Origin of the sequence: Polynucleobacter sp. JS-JIR-II-c23 (genome assembly GCF_035011225.1) — a bacterium.
In the GTDB taxonomy this organism is placed as follows: Bacteria; Pseudomonadota; Gammaproteobacteria; order Burkholderiales; family Burkholderiaceae; genus Polynucleobacter.
Window position 1 is genome coordinate 1078277 of sequence record NZ_JAYGQT010000001.1, and the last position, 18970, is coordinate 1097246.

Sequence of the window (18970 nt, forward strand, 5' to 3'; positions counted from 1 at the left end):
GTCTTTGATGCATTATCAAAGCCTTCAAGATATGCCCACAACTTGGCGTTGTGGGCGTTTTCTTTTTGACTTCTCCAAACGCAAGCGCCCGATTGTGATGGGCATTCTGAATGCAACCCCGGATTCTTTTTCTGATGGCGGTAAATTCAGAAGTGCTAAGGATGCTATTGCGCAAGCGGAGTTGATGATTAAAAACGGGGTTGATCTCATTGACATTGGTGGGGAATCAACTCGTCCTGGTGCTGCACCAGTTGAGCTGCAAGAAGAGTTGGACAGAGTGCTTCCGGTCATTGAGGCACTGAAGGATTGCGGAGTTCCTTTATCAATAGATACTTATAAAGCAGAAACAATGCGCCAAGCCTTGCATGCTGGCGTAGATTGTGTAAATGATATTTGGGCCCTCAGGCAGGCTGGAGCTATAGAAGCCGTAATGGAAGATCGCGACTGCGGCATTGTATTAATGCACATGCAACGCGACCCCTTAACAATGCAATTTAACCCTGAATATCAGGACGTCATTACAGAGGTAAGACAGTTTCTTAATGATAGAACGAAGCTTCTAATTTCTAAAGGCATCAGCAGTGACCGGATTGCTATTGATCCGGGATTTGGTTTTGGTAAGAGCTTGCAACATAACCTCAATATGCTGGCTCACTTTGCTGACTTCTCGACTTTAGGCCTTCCTGTATTGGCGGGAATTTCACGTAAATCGATGATTGGCAAAATTACTGGTAAAGACACTAACGAACGTGTTGCCCCAAGTATTGCTGCAGCAATTATGGCTGCCGATCGTGGCGCTCAAATTGTCCGGGTTCATGATGTTCCCGAGACTGTTGATGCTCTAAAGCTTTGGGAGGCTATAAATACTTAGTGACACATCTAAGTTTTATAATGAAACCCATGAAAAAACAATACTTTGGCACTGATGGCATTCGAGGCGAAGTAGGCCAATTTCCTATCGTCCCTGAATTTATGACACGCCTTGGCTATGCTGCCGGCAAAGTATTAACACGTGAAGCCAAGCCGGGTGAACGCTGCAAAATTCTCATAGGTAAAGACACGCGCGTATCAGGATATTTGTTGGAAGCTGCATTAGAGGCTGGGTTTGCTGCTGCCGGAGTTGACGTTATGCTCTGCGGCCCCATTCCAACCCCTGGCGTTGCATACCTTACCAAGGCATTGCGTTTATCCGCCGGCTTAGTGATCTCCGCCTCTCATAACCCTTATCAAGATAACGGCATCAAGTTTTTCTCTGCAAAAGGCGATAAGTTGTCAGATGAGTTTGAGCTTGCCATTGAAGCTGAATTAGAAAAACCCATGGGTTGTGTAAATTCAAAAGAGCTTGGTAAAGCCTTTCGCTTAGATGATGCCGCAGGACGCTATATTGAGTTTTGTAAATCAACATTTCCGGGCGAGCTAAATCTTAAGGGGTTAAAGCTTGTAGTAGATTGCGCCAATGGAGCCGCATATCACACAGCCCCCCATGTTTTTCATGAGCTAGGTGCCGAAGTGATCTCCATCGGCGTGAGCCCAGATGGTCGCAATATCAATGATGGTTGCGGAGCAACAGCTCCAGCAGCCTTAATCACCAAAGTTAAAGAAGTAAAAGCGGATCTAGGTATTGCTCTAGATGGAGATGCTGATCGCTTGCAAATGGTTGATGCTTCTGGTCGTTTATTTAATGGTGATGAGCTTCTATATGTTTTGGCAAAAGATCGCCTAGATCGTGGCCAGCAGATTGGTGGTGCAGTAGGCACTCTAATGACCAATCTTGCAGTTGAAAACGCTATTAAAGACCTAGGCATCGGTTTTGAGCGCGCCAATGTAGGCGATCGTTATGTTTTGGAATTGCTCAAACAAAATGGTTGGATTATTGGTGGTGAAGGTTCGGGTCACTTGCTTTGCTTAGACCAACACTCCACAGGTGACGGCACTATTGCGGCACTTCAAGTGCTGGCGGCAATGAGTCAAAATAAAAAAAGTCTTGCGCAACTATTGGATTCCGTCAAAGTATTCCCGCAGGTACTGTTGAATGTTAAATTCAAACCCGGTTACGACTGGAAGAGTGACGAGAGGCTCATCAATCAAATTACGAAGGTTGAGGCTGATCTTCAAAATATTGGCAGGGTTTTGATACGTGCTTCTGGGACTGAGCCTCTGTTGCGAGTAATGGTGGAGACTCAGAATGGCGATGTTGCTTTGAGCGCTGCTAAGAGTATTGCTGACTTAGTCCCAACGGCATAGTGCGTTCTTAAAAGGCAGCCCTAACGCCAACCATCAAACTTCTTCCTGGTTGTGGCGCATATAGTCTTACTGCCATAGGTGATGTAGCGTAGCGAATCTCTTCATTCAGTAGGTTCTTTAGTATGAGATATCCAGTCCAATTCACTTTTCCAATACGCTCAGTGTAGGAGAGGTTGGCATTTACTAGGTTGTAACTCGGCGTAGGACCAATTTCCCAACTGGCTAATTTATTTTGTTGATAGCTGTAAATATAGGTGGCGCTTGTTAACCAGCCGTTACGTTGGTAAGCCAATTCAGTGCCTAGACGTGGCGCTGGTTGAAGTGGAAGATTGCCTCCAGAGGCAAATGTTCCTTGGGATACATCCCCAAACAATCTACCTCCAACACCGGTTTCATTCCAGTTATAACTAAGCTCTGCCTCTGCACCTTGAATGGAGGCATTTGCTTGAGAGGCTTGAACCACGGAAAAGTTTTCATTGGCTTGGCTATAGGCGCCAGTGTAGTAGCCAAAGATGTAGTTACTAAATTGGTTCCTGTAAATACTAGCTTTGCTGCGGATTACTCCCAAGCTTTTCTGAAAGCTCAGTTCTAAATTATGTGATGTTTCTGTGCTTAGGTTTGCATTGCCGATATCGAATGTTGCGGTTGAATCATGAGGCCCATAGGAGTAAAGCTCTTGTGCAGATGGCGCTCTTTGAGCGACTGTATAGGCAAGACCTATGCCATATCCTTTGGTAATATCGAACATTCCGCCAGCTGAATAGGACATTAAGTTAAATTGTCTACTCTGCAGTGATGGAGGACCATAAGATGTCGGGACAAATTCCTGACTGCTTACACTTGGAAACTGAGTCCCAGAATTCGGATTTTGGGTGGTGTAGCTATAGCGAGCCCCAAGACTTGTTTTTAAAGGGCCGTATCGACCTTCTTCAACCAAAAATAGGGCAGTTGCATTCGATTTTGTCTGCGGAACAATAGCGTAATTATTCGTAGATAAATCTGTGGCATTTAGAGTTGCGCCGGTAATTTGCGCGCCTAATATACCCTTGGATCCCAGCAATTCTTTGTGTGCCAACTCTAGCCTAGCTTCAGTGGCAGTGTTGTTCCATTGTGTGGAGGCAACCCCATTATTAGTAAATTCGGTGTGTTGGTAATTGGTATTGGCAGCACTAATTTTGACCGAGTTAAAGCCATCAAACGGATCATTAGTTTGGTGAGCAAAATCGTAACGATTCTGCGACTGCTGAATAAATCCACCTTCTGCAGTAGGAATTCCGTAATTGTGATTCATACGCTCTAAAGAGACTCCGGTATATCCATCGGAGCGAACATAGCTCGCTCCTAAGCCCATACTATTTTCATTACTAAAAGAGAAGGGTAGCTTGCCGCTGTAGGGAATATTCACTGGCTGACCAGGATTGATAGACCAATTGGCATTTGCCCCGCCTTGTTCTGCAAAGCCTGGGATGCGATAGTTATTCGAATTACTGATCGCTGAATCAAAGTGGAGCGCTAAAGGTCCAGCAGGCGCATCTAATTCAATATTGGCAGTCTTACCTTGATTCACTGTTTCATAGCTAGTATTGAGTGCGCCAGATATAGCATCAGGCATTGAGGTGACAATGCGATCATTCACAACGTTTACCAAGCCACCGCTTGAGCCTGATCCATAAAGCAGGGCAGAGGCACCGCGTAAGATTTCTATCTGATGGGTATTTTGCATTGGGCTTGCAACCGCATGGTCTGGCGAGATGCTGGAAACATCACCAACCGATAAGCCGTTCTGCAAGATTTGTACTCGCGCGCCATCTAGGCCTCGAATAACTGGTCTTGAAGATCCTGCCCCATAGCCAGTTGCAGATATTCCCAGTTCATTGGCAAGTGTTGCTCCTAGAGTTCCGGAAAGCTTGTTTTGAAGTTCATCACCAGCTAATACTTTATTTGGCGAGAGGAAACCTTGGCCACCTTCTCGCACACCTGTGACATCTAGTTGAGGCAAAGCCTCTGCTTGGTTTTGAGACCAAGCGGGATTCATTAGCAAAGTGCAGGCCAGTGCCATTAGACGATTGCAAGAAAATTGTGTAAAACGATAATTCATATTCATCCAGATTCACCAATACATGGTGAGCAATTAAAACGGAGGTGCGCAATAGAGCGCTTTGTTTTAAAGGATGAAAGTAGGGGGAGCGCGTGAGTGGTAAGAGCTACCAGTCAAGCTTCGTAACGAAGGATTGCTTGAATTCTGTAGATCTGAAGCGCTGATCAGAATGACTTCGGCTTTAACGTGATTACTTGGTACAAATCCCGCAAGTGAAAGTGCGTCAAATAAATGACAGGTATCAGAGCTGTGATTAAAACTCTTATCAATATTGGCGGGGGTATTGGCTTCGATGACTTGGTTTTGGAAGCCTGCATGAGAAATGCTATGTGAGAGGCCAATCCAGTGGGTGCCAAGCAAGCAAAATACTAGCAATGCCGCTGTAAACGCAGCATGAATTTCCTTCATAAATTTGCTTGAAAAATAGGCAACCATGGGACGAATCTTACAGGATTTGCCTGGAATGGCCCTCTCGGTGTAGAATATCGATTCCGTCGGAGTGTAGCGCAGCCTGGTAGCGCACCTGCTTTGGGAGCAGGGGGTCCAAGGTTCGAATCCTTGTACTCCGACCACTTTCCCTTATTGTTCTAGATATACCCAGCATATAACTGCCCATAGCTCAGCTGGATAGAGCAACGCCCTTCTAAGGCGTAGGTCGCACGTTCGAATCGTGCTGGGCAGGCCAAAAACTTCAAAAATATTGACAACTACGTCCTAGACAGCACTAAAGTACTTATCATATCTAATAACTGTAACTAATATATAAATTCAAAGGGGTAGGGATGCCAATATTCTCAAAAAGAACACTGGTCGGGTTTTTGTCGACTTTAATCGTAGCTGCACCAGTGTTTGCTCAAGATAGTAATACATCAAATCCACTACCAAAAGTCTCGCAAGAATGGCGCTTTGAAGTTACCCCCTATGTATGGGCGCCTGGAATTAAAGGCACTATCAATTTTGATAATGGCCTCGCGAAAACTGCTGATTTTTCTTCGAGCAATGTGCTCAGCAATCTCAAGTCTGGCGCAATGATGGCTGCTGAAGCACACAAGGGTAACTGGGGCATTATGGGCGATCTTGTTTCAGCCACGTTGCAACATTCAGGATCAGTTCCCGTATATGGCGGCGCTGCCACCGTAGCAGACAAAATTACGCTGCAGCAAACAATTTTAACTGGCGCCGCAACTTATACGCTTGCTAATACGCGGGACGCATATGTTGACGCATTGCTAGGAGCTCGGGCAATTGATATCACGGCCACCTTAAGCGGCAATTTAGTTGGTACTTCTGAAAAAGAAACGATTTCAAAGAAAACCTCGACGGTCGACCCTATCATCGGTGCTAAAGGTCGTTACCGTATCGCTGATTCAAGTTGGTATCTGCCTGCCTATGCTGATATCGGCGGCGGTGGTGGCACTACGAATTTGACATGGCAGGTAATGGCTGGCATTGGTAAATCATTTGGTAGCTTGATTGATGCGTCATTGACGTATCGCGCGTTGTATTACGACATGAAGGCTGGTGGTGTTTTGCAAAAGACCACGATGCAAGGTCCGCAAGCTGCCATTACCTTTAAATTTTGATTCTGAATCACTGATCCCATGAAAACATTCAAACGTATTCTTGTCGTTATCGCAGCGACTACATTGTCTAGCCTAGTAGCTGCTCAAAGCAGTAGCGCTCCTGATGGGGGTGTGGATAAGGTCGGCATTGCTAAAAAACTAGCCAACCCGATTGCCAATATGATTTCGGTACCACTGCAGTACGAATTTAGTCGTGGTGTCGGTAAAAATCAGGGGGGTTCAGAGCAGACCTTGCTCTTTCAGCCAGTAACTCCATTTGATCTTGGTGGCGGAGATACTTTTATTGTTCGCCCGATTGTTGCCGGTGTAAGAGAGGTCAGTGTTCAGGCTGCGAATGGACAATCATTTTCGGGTTATGGCATTGCTAGTGTTACGGTGGAATCGTTCTATGCACCTAACACCAATTCATCTTGGATCTGGGGGGTGGGTCCCTATGCTGTATCTCCCTCGGGCAATAGCGGCAAGTTTGGCTCACAACAAACTGGTGCTGGTGTGACGGGTGTAGTTCTCAATCGTCATGGTCCCTGGACGTATGGATTACTAGGTTATCAATCTTGGAGTGTAGGTGGCAATCCAAGCTTTGGCACGCAAAACAATTTATATGGCCAACCGTTTGTCGCTTTCACCAACAAGGATGCATTTACTTATACCGTGAATATGGAGGCGCAATATAACTACGACACGCATCGTACTTCCAACCCCTTATATGCCGGCGTATCGAAATTAATGGTATTTGATGGCGTACCTTTGCAGTTTGCCGCTGGCCCTATGTATTACATTAGCAATACTCCAGGTGGTCCGTCAGGATGGGGCGCTCGTGCCACAGCAACTTTAGTCATTTTGAAATAAACGAAAGCGTTGGAAGACTGATACCAGGCTTTATATAAGGATTCATATGAAACAAATCATCACTCATAAAATTATTGCTACATCACTCTCGCTAACCTTAGTATTTGCTCCCTTTTTGAGTGAGGCATGTACTGCTGTGAATATCACTGCAAAAGATGGCTCTGTTGTTGCGGGTAGAACAATGGAGTGGGCTTTTGATATGAAGTGGCAATTAACCGTCAATCCCAAAGGTACAGCTATCGCCTTAACTGCGCCTAGTTCAATGAAATTACCTGCAAGCAGTTTGTCGAGTAAATATGGATTTGCAGGTATCTCACCAGCCATCCTACCAGGACCACCTGCCTACTTAGAGGGTCAAAATGAAGCTGGTCTTGCGATTAGTGGAAACTTCTTGCCAGGCTTTACTGAATACCAGACAGTCAGCCCGCAAGACAAAAACTACGTTTCGATTCTCAATTTAGGCGGCTTTGTTTTGGGGATGTTTGCTACAGTCAAAGAGTTGCGTAATGAATTACCTAAATACAAAGTTTGGTTTGATCCAAGTGAAGTAAAGGGTTTGCCAACCCCACCATGGTTGCATTTTGTTTTAACTGATCGAAGTGGCGAGAGTATCGTGATTGAGTTTGTAAAAGGCCAAATGGTTATCCACAATAATCTTGCAGGCGTCTTAACCAATGCTCCAACCTATGACTGGCACCTGAATAACGTACGCAACTATTTGTCACTAACAGCAACTGCTACCCCCTCTGTGACTGTTGGGAAAGTTAATGTAACTGAGTTAGGACAGGGCGGTGGTTTGATTGGCTTGCCTGCGGATTACACGCCACCATCGCGTTTTGTCAGAGCTGCTTATCTCAAACATCTTGCCTATCAGCCTAGCAATAGCATTGATGCTGTTGCGTTAACGGGCCATATTTTAGATAATGTGGACATTCCTATGGGAGTTGCAAGATCTACTGATGGCAAGCAGGTAGTCTCTGATTACACGCAGTGGATCAATCTGAAGGATTTAAAAAATAACAAGATGAAGATTGCTAATTATGCAAGTCGTACCAACTTTATCGAGATTGATTTGAACCAAATGTTTAAATCTGGAAAAACGAAAAGCTGGTTAGTGGATAAATTGCCTTACCCACAAAACGATTTGACAGCAGAACTCTTAAAATAAATTAGTATATAAACCGCCTTCGGGTGGTTTATTTTTTAGTGCATCAAAATAGGTTCATTTGTTCATGAAAATTTCAAAACCTTAATACCTCGGCCATTTATGCGTATCCTCAAAATTATTTTCTCTGCAGTTTTTCTTTCGCTAGCCATCCCGGTCTTTGCTGACAATGCAGTGATTTATTTCAATGGCGACATCTTGACGATGGAGGGTGATAAGCCACAGTATGTTGAAGCAGTCGTAGTGAAGGGCAAGAAGATCGCTTATGTCGGTAATCTGCGAGACGCTTTAAATGGAGCCGGCGCTAATCCAGTAATGCAGGATTTAAAAGGTCAAACTTTATTGCCAGGCTTTATTGATGCCTGGGGCCACTTTACCCTGATTGCTCAGAACACTCTCGCTGTCAATCTGGGGTACTTTTCCAAAAATCCGCCGAAAACTACTAAGCAGCTAATAGACCGCTTGAAAGCAGAAGCGAGGCCATTTAATGGTTGGATTATTGGCGCAGAGTATGCAGACGCTTTTCTTACCGACGGCCCCTTAACTATTGCTCAGTTAGATGCAGCATTTCCGAATCAACCAGTATTTGTTAATAATATTTCTACCTTGACCGGGATTGTGAATTCTGCGGGTCTAAAGAAGCTAGGATTTACCAAAGCCACTAAAGTGACACAAGGCATGCTGCCCGTTGATCCAAAGACAGGAAAACTTACTGGTGAGTTGATTGGTGATCCTAATTTCGAGGCAACAGCGAAGGTATTTGGTAAGTATTCTCAAGATTTAATGATGAAAACTTATCGCAAAGCCGAACAGATCTATGTCTCAAATGGATACACTACTGCGCAAAGTTATGAAACTACGATTCAAGATATTAGTAATATGCGCCAAGCAGTTGATCGTAATGTGATCAGCTTAGACCTGATTGCGTTGCCCACCTATGATGTGGTTGATCAATTGCTTGCAACTAATAAAAATTATCCTTTTGGAGTCTATACCAAGGGTGATGGCGGCTTTAAGGTTGCTGGAATACTGGTTTCTACAGACGGTGCGCCACAACTGCGTTTGGCCTATTTCACCAAGCCTTATAACGACACCACAGGATTCCCAAAAGAATGGCGCGGTATGGCTGTTGCTTCCCAGGATTTGGTTAATAAGTACGCAAAGTTAGCTTATGAAAAAAATATCCAGTATTTCGGCTATTCCAATGGCGATGCTGGTATTGATATGGCGCTTTCTGGAATTTCTAAAGCAATAAAAGAAACGGGCGTTACTGAAGATCGTAGATCAGTGATCTCTCATTCATTCTTTGTTCGTGATGATCAATTGGACCAATACAAAAACCATAAAATCCTGCCTCAATTTATGCCCAACCATATTTGGATGTATGGCGATGTATATAGAAAGATTCTAGGGGATGAGAGGGCTAACAATATGGTTCCGCTCAATTCGGCTAAGACAAAAGGTATGCAATTTGGTCTTCATAATGACACGCCATCATCAGGGCCAAGCGCATTGTTTACGATTTGGACTGCGGCTAATCGCAAGACCTATGGAGGCAGCAGTTTAGGCTCTGGTCAACGCCTTGATCCCTATACAGCGCTACGTGGCTTTACTTCTGTGCCTGCATATCAGTACAAAGAAGAGGCATTAAAGGGCACTATTACAGCTGGAAAACTTGCGGATATGGTGATTCTTGACCGCAATCCAATGAAAGTGGACCCAATGGAAATTAAGGATATTCAGATTGTGAAGACCATTAAGAATGGTAAGGATTTGTTTATTCGTCCATAGTTGGACAAAATTGTTTTTTTGAAGTTAAGTATCCTTCGGGCGATATTTTTTTGCATGGTCTAGATCAGATCACACTGGTTCTCACGATCTAGTGTCAGTTTAACCGACAGTAAATAATTCAGATCACCCAAATATCCTTCAAGCCGCGTTGCACAGTTTATTACACAGCGCCATTTTTACGCTGTAAGTCATTGAAATAATTGCATATTTAAGCAGCCACGAATTCTTCTAAGGCGTAGGTCGCACGTTCGAATCGTGCTGGGCAGGCCAAACATCCTCCTTTCGTACTATAGCTTCCAGAGTTGTAATCTTTTATGGTTATCTTTTTCCTGTATTGTCATAGAATGCCTTGATGAATATCCATTTAATTAAGATTTACCCATATTTAATTTGTTCAGCTCTAATTCTTTGTTCGTGCTCCACAGCGAAGTTAGAGGCACGTCTTGAGGCCAATCCCCAGTGTAAAGATGTTGTGAACGCCAAAACAGGTGCTTTAATGCCTTGCCCTGGTTCAGATAAGGCGTTTTATAGAGAGGTTGGTTTAGCTCCAGCAAAGCCGGCTCCGGCAGTGAGCAATCCAGTCGCTTCTTCGCCAACTACAGCAACTACATCAACTTCAGTGCAGACACCATTAAATAATGTTCAATCGTCAGCGCCGGCTGGCTTACCTCAGACGACTCCCGCTCAAGTTGAATGCAAACCCCAGATTCATAAAAAGACAGGCGGAACCTTGCCATGTCCAGCCCCGGACTAAATTGATCTAGGTATGATGATCTTTATTAATAGAAGTCTTACAAAGTAACTTAACCCATCACTCGGAATCACCATGAATAAAATGAAAGTACTGTTAGCATCATTTGCTACAGCAATGACTTTGGCTGCATGTAGCAATGCACCTAAATTGGCTACGCAGCCAATGCCTAGATCTGGATTTTTGCCTGATTACAATCTGTTGGTTCCAATGGCTAGCGCTGATAAAGATACTCGTATTTGGAGATATCGTATTTCAGGCGTGAACCCCGGTTCATATACTGCAGTAATCTTGGACCCGATTTACCTGAATCAAAATGCCACCAAGTCAGTCAGCCTGGATGATATTAATAAGGCAAAAGCTGCGCTCCAAGCATCTATGGTTGAGGCTGTTAATTCTCGCGGCACTATCAAGATAGTTAATAAACCAGGACCTGGTGTTGCACGCATCTCTGTTGGCATTACTGGCGCCGAAAGTTCAGCCGATAGCTTGCAACCATGGAATTTCACACCAATTGGTTTGGCAATGAATGCTGCTGCTTATGCTGGCGGTGTAAATTCCAAAACCCCAGCGCTGTTAGTTGAGAGCAAAATTACGGATAGTCAATCTAAACAATTATTAGGAGAAGGTTTGATCACTATTCAAGGTGAATCCTTTAGAACTAACGCTGGATCTGCAGATTCATTTGTTGCAATGGCAAAGAAAGTGGTTCGCTCTGCATTAGAAACATCCGCCAACCCAGTGCCAACTGGTCAATAAGTCTCCATCATGAAATCCCTCATTAAAAAAATAATCGCCATTGCCTTATCATCTCTGATAGCAATCCCATTATTAGCCTTGGCTGATGATGCATCTCGCCATAAAGAAATTGTTGAGCGATTTGCTAAATGCGATGTCAATCATGATGGCAAGCTAACTCGAGAAGAGGCCAATGGTTGTATGCCTCGTATTTATGACCACTTTAGTTACATTGACTCAAGCAACAAAGGTTATGTAACTGTGGCTGAAATTCAGGCCATGGCTAATCGTTAATATTTAAAATATAAGGGCCTCTTAGGAGGCTCTTTTTTATTGGGTGAATGATGTCTGTATCTTTTCCTGGTTTTGAAGCTAAAACATTTCACGCTGACTCTGAAGATGGCTCTATTGAGATCTCATATCTTATCGGTGGCAGCGGTCCTCCATTGTTGTTGCTTCATGGCTTCCCACAAACAAAGGCAATCTGGAGTCAAGTGGCGCCGGAGTTAGCCAAAAGCTTTACGGTAGTTGCTGCAGATTTAAGGGGTTATGGTGCGTCATCAAAGCCTCATGGCAAAAGTGATCACTCAACGTATTCAAAAAGATCAATGGCCGCAGATCAACATGCATTGATGAAAAGTTTAGGTTTTAATCAATTCTTCTTGCTTGGGCATGACAGAGGCGGAAGAGTTTCTCATCGCCTGGCAATGGACTTCCCTGAAAGTGTCTTGCGATTAATGGTTTTGGATATCTCTCCAACATTAACAATGTATGAGAACACCACTATGGAATTTGCTAAGGGATATTGGCATTGGTTCTTCCTGATACAGCCAGAACCAGTTCCAGAAACTCTGATCGGTGCCAATCCAGAATATTGGCTTAAAAATCATATGGGTCGCCATGCGGGCACGGGGATATTTTCCCCAGATCGATGGTCGGAGTATTTGGTTGGGGCTAGTCATCTAGAAAGCATGCATGCGATGTGTGAAGATTACCGAGCTGCCGCTACGATCGACCTTATTCACGATCGCTCGGATCGTGCTGCAGGCAAGATACTGAAGATGCCGCTGAAGGTGTTGTGGGGTGAGCATGGTTTAGTAAACCAGTGCTTTAAACCCTTAGAGGACTGGAGGGTTGTGGCCAAGGATGTTGCTGGAAAAGCTGTTCCCAGTGGTCACTACATACCAGAAGAGATTCCTGACGTTTTGCTGGCAGAGGCCAGACAATTCTTTGGCTAAAAGCTCAATAAGCAAGCTTCAAAACAAAAAACCCTAAATAAATCAAATATTTAGGGTTTTTTAAAAATCACTCAGGGTGAAAGTTATTGCTTGCCATGAAGCTAATAGTGCGCTCGAAGCCAAGGATGCGGATATAACGCCAAGCAATATCGCGGTATTTGCTGTCCAGATAGCCAATAGCTACTTCAGGCGTCCTTGTGGACAAGTCGATCTCTTGAATTGCACGGGCCCAACGTTTGAGTCTTGTTGACATAATTGTCACCTCCATGGCTATACAACGCATGGAAAAGCGGTCGAGATGACACGAATTACAAAATATTTATCAAAAAAGCAGCTGTTTTCTTAAATGGAGACAACTTTATGGGGATTAAGGATATTTTGGGGATCTAAAGCTCTTTTGAGGGTCTTCATGAGCTCGTGGGCCACTTCACCCTTATGAGCCCTTAAGCCTTCTAATTTAAGCTGTCCTACCCCGTGTTCTGCAGAAATGGAGCCATTACAGCGCTCGACCTGGGCATATACGAGCTCATGGATGGGTTTTTCATTTGCTTCGTTGAAAGTCTTGGGATCTGTGCCCAAGGGTGGGGCAATGTTGTAATGCAGGTTTCCATCCCCTAAATGGCCAAAATTGATGATTCTGACACCCGGAAACTTTGCCGTCATCAGGGCATCGGTTTCTTTGATAAAGCGATCAAGCGATGAAAGGGGGATGGTGATGTCATGTTTGAGGTTTGCGCCTTCTTCAGCTTGCGCTAGCGTAATGTGTTCCCGCATATGCCAAAAAGCATTGGCTTGACTTAAGTTGCTGGCAACAACGGCGTCGCTGATAAGACCAGATTCGAAGGCTTCCTCCAAAATAGTTTCCAGAAGTTGCCTGACATGATCCTCGCTCTCATGATCTGACAATTCAATCAGTACGGTAAATGGCGGATTATCTTGGAGTGGATTTGCCATTTGAGGAAAGTGCTTCTCATTTAACTCCAAAGACTCCTGCGTCATCATTTCAAAACCGGTTAGCAATGAGGTTGCGCGCTTCTGAAAGAGATTTAAAAGTGCAATTGAAGAGGCGATGGTTTCACATGCGACTAGGGTAGTCCATTGAGAGATCGGTAGTGGGTATAACTTCATGACTGCAGCAGTAATGATTCCCAAGGTACCTTCAGATCCAACAAACAAGTCACGCAAATCGTAACCCGTATTGTCCTTGCGCAAACCTTTGATGCCATTCCAAATCTCACCTTTAGCAGTAACAACTTCAAGACCTAGACATAGATCACGTGCATTTCCGTAGCGAAGCACATTGGTTCCACCGGCATTGGTTGCTAAGTTGCCGCCGATCATGCAACTACCCTCAGCACCCAGACTTAAGGGGAATAAAAATCCCTGCTCAGCAGCTTTTTCTTGCACGACTTGCAAAATGCATCCCGCCTCAAGTGTGATGGTTTGATTGGCAACATCGATTTCACGAATCTGATTCATGCGCTTGAGATTGAGGATGACTTGCTTACCGCTGTTATCGGGTGTAGCGCCGCCACAAAAGCCGGTATGTCCACCTTGAGGGACTATAGCAACCTGGCTTGCAGCGCAGAGCTTGACGATATTTGCTACGTCAGCAGCATTACCAGGCAAAAGAACTGCAAGTGCTTTTCCCGTAAAGCGTTTACGCCAATCAGTTAAGTAGGGCGCTTTATCCTCATCTTGAGTCAGAATATATTTTGTCTCAAGTACTGTAGATAGCTGATTGATGAAGTTTTGCATTCTTACTCCGCAGCTGCCTTCTTGAGAGCCTTAGCTTCTTTTTTGATGGGCTTTAAATACATGAGTAAACAAACAAAGCCGACAGTTGAGAGAATAACTTCTAGCAACGCAAGCCAAAAGTTGGTCCCTGTTTCGAGAATGCGAACCAAGCCTTCAGTTGTATATAGCAGTATCAACATTGAGGCCCACTGCATTGTGTAAACCTTACCTTTCCATATCCCAGGAATAGCGAATAGCAAAGGTACACCTTTCAGGATTAACCAGGATCCACCAGGTCGGAGAGGGGAGACGAACCACTCCCAACAGACACACAAGATAAATAAATCAATAAAAGCAGCTGTTGCTATAAGTTGGTATGGATTTTTGTCGAGAGTCTTTTTTATCATGATGACGGCTAAATGGATTACCTTTTATTTTGAAAAAGCATTAAGGCAGTTTCAGCTAAACGCTTACCCTGTGCCTTTGCTAGGCGCTGCTCTTCAGGGCTAATAGGTGCACGTCCATCGGCGTGAGCGAGATGAGTCACTCCATAAGGACTACCGCCTGTATTGGAAGACATGAGGTCAGGCTCACTGTAAGGAATCCCCATCAGCATCATGCCGTGATGCATCAGTGGAATCATCATTGTTAAGAGGGTGCTTTCTTGACCGCCATGCATGCTGCCGGTACTCGTAAAGACGCAGGCCGGCTTACCAATTAAGGCGCCATTCAACCACTCTGAAGAACTACCGTCCCAAAAGTATTTCATCGGCGCCGCCATATTGCCAAAACGAGTCGGAGACCCTAAAGCAAGACCAATGCACTCCTTTAGGTCTGAATATTCAGCATAAGGCGCTCCATCCTGGGGAACGGCTGCCTCTGTAGCCTCACAAACCGCAGATATGGGGGGTACGGTTCTCAAGCGGGCATTTGCCCCTGATACGCTCTCGATACCCTCGGCAATCAGGCGCGCCAGATCCTTGGTTGCACCATAACGGGAGTAGTACAAAACTAAAATATCGTGTTGGCTCATATTGATCTCTTATGATACGGCGATGCGCCTTATTCGTAACCCCCAATTATGGCTCTCTCTGGCTAAAGAGATCTGGGAGCGAAATCGCGGTCAAAATTTGAAGCAAATTGCAGCTAGCCTGGCATTTACAACAACCCTATCGATGGTGCCGATGGTGACAATCGCCACCATGTTGATTGGTCACCTCCCAAGCGTCATCCAAGTTAAGAATACCTTTAGATCTTGGCTTTTGGACACTTATATGCCGGGCGGCATTAACCAACAGGTATTCATTTACTTAGAACAATTCTCATCCCAAGCTAAAGGCTTAACCTATGTGGGCTTGGCCGGACTGATCATCACGACAATCATGACTTTAGCGGTGATAGAGGGTGCCTTTAACCAAATATTCAAGGTCACTGCAAGACGCCCTTTGTATAAAAAAATTGTGATCTATAGTGCAGCAACTATCCTAGGTCCAATCATGCTTGGCGTTGGCATTTACTTAAGTGGCGTTTTATTTAGTGCTTCAGAAGGCTGGATCAGCGCGGTATCTTTTGGCTTTCAATTAGTGGCTGCGATTGCCCCAATCTTTTTGGCCATTCTGGTCTATGCAGTGGTCTACAAAATTCTTCCTTACGCTAAAATTTTGTGGCGAGACGCCTTTGCAGGAGCTTTCGTAGCGGCACTTGCCTTTGAGCTAATGAAGTTTGGTTTTGCCATTTTCTTGGGCAACACAGCCTTCTATAAGACGGTATATGGCGCTTTTGCGATCTTGCCTCTGGGTTTAACGTGGATCTATATGACCTGGTGGATTACCTTAACCGGAGCGGTATTGGTGGCCAATTTGCCGGATATTCGAAGCGGCGTCATTAGGGTTATTCGTTACTAAAAGTTGCGCCTAAGCTCTTGATTCGCGAAGGCCTTGAGTCTATATTGGGTCTATAAATACATTGTTTTTGGAGACCAAATGAAAGTACGTGACATATTACGCGTCAAGGGCAGCACCCTTTTTACAGTAGCCCCTGATACAGCTCTGCAAACTGCAGTGCTAGTAATGAGTGAGCACGACATTGGTTCATTAGTGGTCATGGAGTATGACAAGCTGGTTGGCATTCTGACCTTCCGTGAAGTCATTGCCGCTTTAGCTAAGCATCACGGCAAGCTTGAAGGTCTTCAAGTGAACTCCGTAATGAATAAAATACCTTTGACCTGCAATATGGAAACCGAGATTGATGAGGTTCGGCGCATGATGCTGGTAGACCATGCACGCTATTTACCAGTAGTCGATCAAAAGATGTTGATGGGCGTTATTTCTTTCTACGACGTAGCAAAATCGGTGGTGGAGGCCCAGGACTTTGAAAATACGATGCTCAAGGCCTATATTCGTGATTGGCCGGAAGATACTGAAAAAGCAGCGTCCTAAGTCGTTCTAGCCACCATTTTCCGACAAATGACATAATGTCGATATGTCAGGAAATACTTTAGGCCTCCTTTTTACTGTTACCACTTTTGGTGAATCCCACGGTCCTGCAATCGGTGCGGTGGTTGATGGTTGCCCACCAGGCATGAATCTTTCTGAAGCCGACATTCAGCTGGACTTAGATCGTCGCAAACCAGGCACATCCCGTCACGTTACGCAGCGCAAAGAAGAGGACAAAGTTGAGATCCTTTCTGGCGTGTTTGAGGGTAAGACAACAGGTACGCCTATTGCGCTATTAATTCGCAATACAGACCAACGCAGCCAAGACTATGGCGATATCTTGCAGACCTTTAGACCTGGTCACGCTGATTATGCGTATCAAAATAAATATGGCATTCGTGATCCCCGCGGTGGAGGTCGCTCATCGGCTCGCTTAACAGCGCCCGTTGTTGCTGCGGCAGCGATTGCAAAAAAATGGCTTCATGAAAAATATGGCACTGAGTTTTATGGCTACATGAGTCAATTGGGCGAACTTGAAATTCCATTTAAAGATATTGCTCAGATTGATCAGAATCCATTTTTTGCCGCAAATGCAGAAATCATCCCTCAGCTTGAAGTCTATATGGATGACTTGCGTAAAGCAGGGGACTCTTGTGGGGCACGTATCGAGGTACGAGCTCGTAATGTTCCTGCAGGTCTGGGTGAGCCTTTGTTTGATAAATTGGATGCCGATATTGCGCATGCCATGATGGGTATCAATGCAGTGAAGGGTGTTGAGATTGGCGCTGGCTTTAAGTCAGTGTCTCAACGTGGTAGCGAGCATGGAGATGAGCTTCATCCCGATGGCTTTGCAACGAATAATTCTGGGGGCACCCTGGGTGGCATTAGCAGCGGTCAAGATCTGCGTATTTCCATTGCGATCAAGCCAACTTCTAGCATCATGAGCCCAAAGCAATCCATTGATTTAGATGGAAAGCCGATTACAGTTCAAACCAAAGGCAGGCATGACCCTTGCGTTGGTATTCGTGCAACACCGATTGCTGAAGCAATGTTGGCGCTTGTTTTAATGGATCATGCTCTACGCCATCGCGCTCAATGTGCTGATGTTCCAGATGCTGCATCTATTCCAGCCTCTCAACCAGGCTCATTGCGCGATTAATTGGCTTAATCGATGACGCCTTCGCTACGCTGGGCCTTCGGGTCCTTTTTCTTTTTATATTTCGCTTATGTTGGGTTGGTTTCTCCATATGCCAGCTTGTTCTTTTTAGAACGGGGCTTTAGCGTTATAGAAATTGCTGCATTGATGTCTATGTTACAGATCACCCGCATTGTTGGTCCATTTTCTTGGGGTTGGTTATCGGACTACCTTTCTAATCGGATTAGCATTATTCGATTCTGCGCATGTCTTGCGGCGGTTGTTTTCTTATGCATTTATTTCTTGCACAGCTACATCGGGTTTTTTATTTGGATGTTTGTGTTGCACACCATTTTGAGTAGTTTGATGCCGCTTGGTGAGTCAGCCACTATTCATGCCTTATATAAAGATAATTCCTTCGATAAGCGTTACGGACGCTTGCGTCTGTGGGGGTCTATCGGCTTTATTGCCATGGTTCTTGCCGCAGGAGAGCTATTCCAGCGCAAGAGCATTGGGCTTTATCCCATTGTGGGCACCGTTGTTTTACTAGCCTTAGCTCTTATTACCTTTTGTTTGCACGAGCCCAAGATGGAGCGTCGCAAAATGGTTAAAGGGGAGTTATTGGTTGTGCTTTTTAATCCAGATGTTCGGTGGTTTTTAGTGTCTGGATTTTTTATGATCTTTGCCCACGCTGCTTTATATGTTTTTTACTCTCTTTATCTCTCTAACCTTGGCTACAACAAATTTCAGATTGGCCTGTTTTGGGCTCTAGGAGTTTTTGCCGAAGTCATTTTCTTTTACTTTCAAAGTAAGGTATTGAGCAGGTTAGATGCCGAGGTGATATTGCAGGCTGCCTTTGGAATTGGCGTTGTCAGATTTGCCTTAATAGCTTTCCTACCAATCACTTCTGTTTTGATAGTGGCGCAATTAATGCATGCTGGCACATTTGCTGCACACCATAGTGCCGCTACAAAACTTTTGCAACGCTGGTTCACAGGCCCGGTACAGGCTAGAGGTCAAGCTTTGATGGCCACCATCTCATACGGTCTTGGCGGAACGCTCGGAGGGTTATGTGCTGGCTGGATATGGGAAGCATCTCAACCAAGAGATGTATTTGTAATGTCCGCGTTTGCATGCGGACTGGCGGGTATGGCGATCCAAAAACTCAGACCGCGACGTTATCCCGCCAAATAGAACTACTTAGCT

The 18970-nt window shown here is 44.8% G+C and carries 20 protein-coding genes and 2 tRNA genes; 16 read left to right on the top strand and 6 right to left on the bottom strand.

Annotation, left to right across the window (positions count from 1 at the left end):
* The first annotated feature begins 31 nt into the window (after positions 1-31).
* Both folP and glmM read left to right on the top strand, forming a co-directional pair.
* Positions 32-871 (top strand): dihydropteroate synthase, encoded by an 840-nt coding sequence (gene folP, locus VC159_RS05485; protein ID WP_323473018.1) that lies wholly within the window; start codon positions 32-34, stop codon positions 869-871.
* A 29-nt stretch (positions 872-900) separates the two neighbouring features.
* Positions 901-2244, top strand: a complete 1344-nt coding sequence (gene glmM, locus VC159_RS05490) for a phosphoglucosamine mutase (protein WP_323473019.1) — start codon at positions 901-903, stop codon at positions 2242-2244.
* Positions 2245-2251: 7 nt separating this feature from the next.
* Here glmM and VC159_RS05495 read toward each other — a convergent pair whose 3' ends face one another.
* Positions 2252-4348, bottom strand: coding sequence for a TonB-dependent receptor (locus tag VC159_RS05495; RefSeq protein WP_323473020.1), 2097 nt, complete (start codon positions 4346-4348; stop codon positions 2252-2254).
* A gap of 60 nt (positions 4349-4408) precedes the next feature.
* Entirely contained in the window at positions 4409-4777 is a 369-nt protein-coding gene (locus VC159_RS05500; protein ID WP_323473021.1) for a hypothetical protein, read from the bottom strand.
* Positions 4778-4837: 60 nt separating this feature from the next.
* Here VC159_RS05500 and VC159_RS05505 point away from each other — a divergent pair.
* The 10 genes from VC159_RS05505 to VC159_RS05550 all read left to right on the top strand — a co-directional run bounded on the left by VC159_RS05505 (position 4838) and on the right by VC159_RS05550 (position 12457).
* A tRNA-Pro gene (locus VC159_RS05505) sits at positions 4838-4914 on the top strand.
* Positions 4915-4950: 36 nt separating this feature from the next.
* Positions 4951-5027, top strand: a tRNA-Arg gene (locus VC159_RS05510).
* A 97-nt stretch (positions 5028-5124) separates the two neighbouring features.
* Positions 5125-5925, top strand: a complete 801-nt coding sequence (locus VC159_RS05515; RefSeq protein WP_215356819.1) for a hypothetical protein — start codon at positions 5125-5127, stop codon at positions 5923-5925.
* A gap of 18 nt (positions 5926-5943) precedes the next feature.
* Entirely contained in the window at positions 5944-6774 is an 831-nt protein-coding gene (locus VC159_RS05520; RefSeq protein WP_215356818.1) for a hypothetical protein, read from the top strand.
* Positions 6775-6820: 46 nt separating this feature from the next.
* The gene (locus VC159_RS05525; RefSeq protein WP_323473022.1) at positions 6821-7942 is read left to right on the top strand and encodes a choloylglycine hydrolase family protein; all 1122 of its coding nucleotides are present in this window, start codon (positions 6821-6823) and stop codon (positions 7940-7942) included.
* 99 nt (positions 7943-8041) lie between these two features.
* On the top strand, positions 8042-9730 hold the full coding sequence (locus VC159_RS05530; RefSeq protein WP_323473023.1) for an amidohydrolase: 1689 nt from the start codon (positions 8042-8044) through the stop codon (positions 9728-9730).
* 352 nt (positions 9731-10082) lie between these two features.
* Positions 10083-10484, top strand: a complete 402-nt coding sequence (locus VC159_RS05535) for a hypothetical protein (protein ID WP_215356815.1) — start codon at positions 10083-10085, stop codon at positions 10482-10484.
* 72 nt (positions 10485-10556) lie between these two features.
* Complete coding sequence (locus tag VC159_RS05540; RefSeq protein WP_323473024.1) at positions 10557-11240, top strand: DUF3313 domain-containing protein; 684 nt, start codon at positions 10557-10559, stop codon at positions 11238-11240.
* Positions 11241-11249: 9 nt separating this feature from the next.
* On the top strand, positions 11250-11513 hold the full coding sequence (locus VC159_RS05545) for an EF-hand domain-containing protein (protein ID WP_323473025.1): 264 nt from the start codon (positions 11250-11252) through the stop codon (positions 11511-11513).
* Positions 11514-11563: 50 nt separating this feature from the next.
* Positions 11564-12457: an alpha/beta hydrolase gene (locus tag VC159_RS05550; protein ID WP_323473565.1), complete on the top strand. Its 894-nt coding sequence runs from the start codon at positions 11564-11566 to the stop codon at positions 12455-12457.
* Between the two features lie 67 nt (positions 12458-12524).
* Here the strand turns inward: VC159_RS05550 and VC159_RS05555 are convergent, their stop codons facing one another.
* The 4 genes from VC159_RS05555 to wrbA all read right to left on the bottom strand — a co-directional run bounded on the left by VC159_RS05555 (position 12525) and on the right by wrbA (position 15227).
* Positions 12525-12710, bottom strand: coding sequence for a hypothetical protein (locus tag VC159_RS05555; RefSeq protein WP_072582447.1), 186 nt, complete (start codon positions 12708-12710; stop codon positions 12525-12527).
* Between the two features lie 89 nt (positions 12711-12799).
* On the bottom strand, positions 12800-14215 hold the full coding sequence (locus VC159_RS05560; RefSeq protein ID WP_323473026.1) for an FAD-binding oxidoreductase: 1416 nt from the start codon (positions 14213-14215) through the stop codon (positions 12800-12802).
* A gap of 2 nt (positions 14216-14217) precedes the next feature.
* Positions 14218-14601, bottom strand: a complete 384-nt coding sequence (locus tag VC159_RS05565; RefSeq protein ID WP_323473027.1) for a DUF2069 domain-containing protein — start codon at positions 14599-14601, stop codon at positions 14218-14220.
* A 17-nt stretch (positions 14602-14618) separates the two neighbouring features.
* A complete protein-coding gene (gene wrbA, locus VC159_RS05570; protein WP_215356810.1) occupies positions 14619-15227 on the bottom strand; it encodes an NAD(P)H:quinone oxidoreductase in 609 nt (202 codons plus the stop codon).
* Between the two features lie 22 nt (positions 15228-15249).
* Here wrbA and VC159_RS05575 point away from each other — a divergent pair, with 22 nt between their 5' ends.
* The 4 genes from VC159_RS05575 (at position 15250) to VC159_RS05590 (ending at position 18958) form a co-directional block, all read left to right on the top strand.
* Positions 15250-16098, top strand: a complete 849-nt coding sequence (locus VC159_RS05575) for a YhjD/YihY/BrkB family envelope integrity protein (protein WP_215356809.1) — start codon at positions 15250-15252, stop codon at positions 16096-16098.
* Positions 16099-16176: 78 nt separating this feature from the next.
* A complete protein-coding gene (locus VC159_RS05580) occupies positions 16177-16632 on the top strand; it encodes a CBS domain-containing protein (RefSeq protein WP_215356808.1) in 456 nt (151 codons plus the stop codon).
* A 43-nt stretch (positions 16633-16675) separates the two neighbouring features.
* Positions 16676-17788 (top strand): chorismate synthase, encoded by a 1113-nt coding sequence (gene aroC / locus VC159_RS05585; protein WP_215356807.1) that lies wholly within the window; start codon positions 16676-16678, stop codon positions 17786-17788.
* Positions 17789-17800: 12 nt separating this feature from the next.
* On the top strand, positions 17801-18958 hold the full coding sequence (locus VC159_RS05590) for an MFS transporter (protein ID WP_215356806.1): 1158 nt from the start codon (positions 17801-17803) through the stop codon (positions 18956-18958).
* Positions 18959-18970 lie beyond the last annotated feature (12 nt).

Bases quoted from the DNA above. Each gene is read 5' to 3' on its own strand.
- folP (WP_323473018.1), top strand. From the start codon at position 32: ATGCCCACAACTTGGCGTTGTGGGCGTTTTCTTTTTGACTTCTCCAAA.
- glmM (WP_323473019.1), top strand. From the start codon at position 901: ATGAAAAAACAATACTTTGGCACTGATGGCATTCGAGGCGAAGTAGGC.
- VC159_RS05495 (WP_323473020.1), bottom strand. From the start codon at position 4,348: ATGAATATGAATTATCGTTTTACACAATTTTCTTGCAATCGTCTAATG.
- VC159_RS05500 (WP_323473021.1), bottom strand. From the start codon at position 4,777: ATGGTTGCCTATTTTTCAAGCAAATTTATGAAGGAAATTCATGCTGCG.
- VC159_RS05515 (WP_215356819.1), top strand. From the start codon at position 5,125: ATGCCAATATTCTCAAAAAGAACACTGGTCGGGTTTTTGTCGACTTTA.
- VC159_RS05520 (WP_215356818.1), top strand. From the start codon at position 5,944: ATGAAAACATTCAAACGTATTCTTGTCGTTATCGCAGCGACTACATTG.
- VC159_RS05525 (WP_323473022.1), top strand. From the start codon at position 6,821: ATGAAACAAATCATCACTCATAAAATTATTGCTACATCACTCTCGCTA.
- VC159_RS05530 (WP_323473023.1), top strand. From the start codon at position 8,042: ATGCGTATCCTCAAAATTATTTTCTCTGCAGTTTTTCTTTCGCTAGCC.
- VC159_RS05535 (WP_215356815.1), top strand. From the start codon at position 10,083: ATGAATATCCATTTAATTAAGATTTACCCATATTTAATTTGTTCAGCT.
- VC159_RS05540 (WP_323473024.1), top strand. From the start codon at position 10,557: ATGAATAAAATGAAAGTACTGTTAGCATCATTTGCTACAGCAATGACT.
- VC159_RS05545 (WP_323473025.1), top strand. From the start codon at position 11,250: ATGAAATCCCTCATTAAAAAAATAATCGCCATTGCCTTATCATCTCTG.
- VC159_RS05550 (WP_323473565.1), top strand. From the start codon at position 11,564: ATGTCTGTATCTTTTCCTGGTTTTGAAGCTAAAACATTTCACGCTGAC.
- VC159_RS05555 (WP_072582447.1), bottom strand. From the start codon at position 12,710: ATGTCAACAAGACTCAAACGTTGGGCCCGTGCAATTCAAGAGATCGAC.
- VC159_RS05560 (WP_323473026.1), bottom strand. From the start codon at position 14,215: ATGCAAAACTTCATCAATCAGCTATCTACAGTACTTGAGACAAAATAT.
- VC159_RS05565 (WP_323473027.1), bottom strand. From the start codon at position 14,601: ATGATAAAAAAGACTCTCGACAAAAATCCATACCAACTTATAGCAACA.
- wrbA (WP_215356810.1), bottom strand. From the start codon at position 15,227: ATGAGCCAACACGATATTTTAGTTTTGTACTACTCCCGTTATGGTGCA.
- VC159_RS05575 (WP_215356809.1), top strand. From the start codon at position 15,250: ATGCGCCTTATTCGTAACCCCCAATTATGGCTCTCTCTGGCTAAAGAG.
- VC159_RS05580 (WP_215356808.1), top strand. From the start codon at position 16,177: ATGAAAGTACGTGACATATTACGCGTCAAGGGCAGCACCCTTTTTACA.
- aroC (WP_215356807.1), top strand. From the start codon at position 16,676: ATGTCAGGAAATACTTTAGGCCTCCTTTTTACTGTTACCACTTTTGGT.
- VC159_RS05590 (WP_215356806.1), top strand. From the start codon at position 17,801: ATGACGCCTTCGCTACGCTGGGCCTTCGGGTCCTTTTTCTTTTTATAT.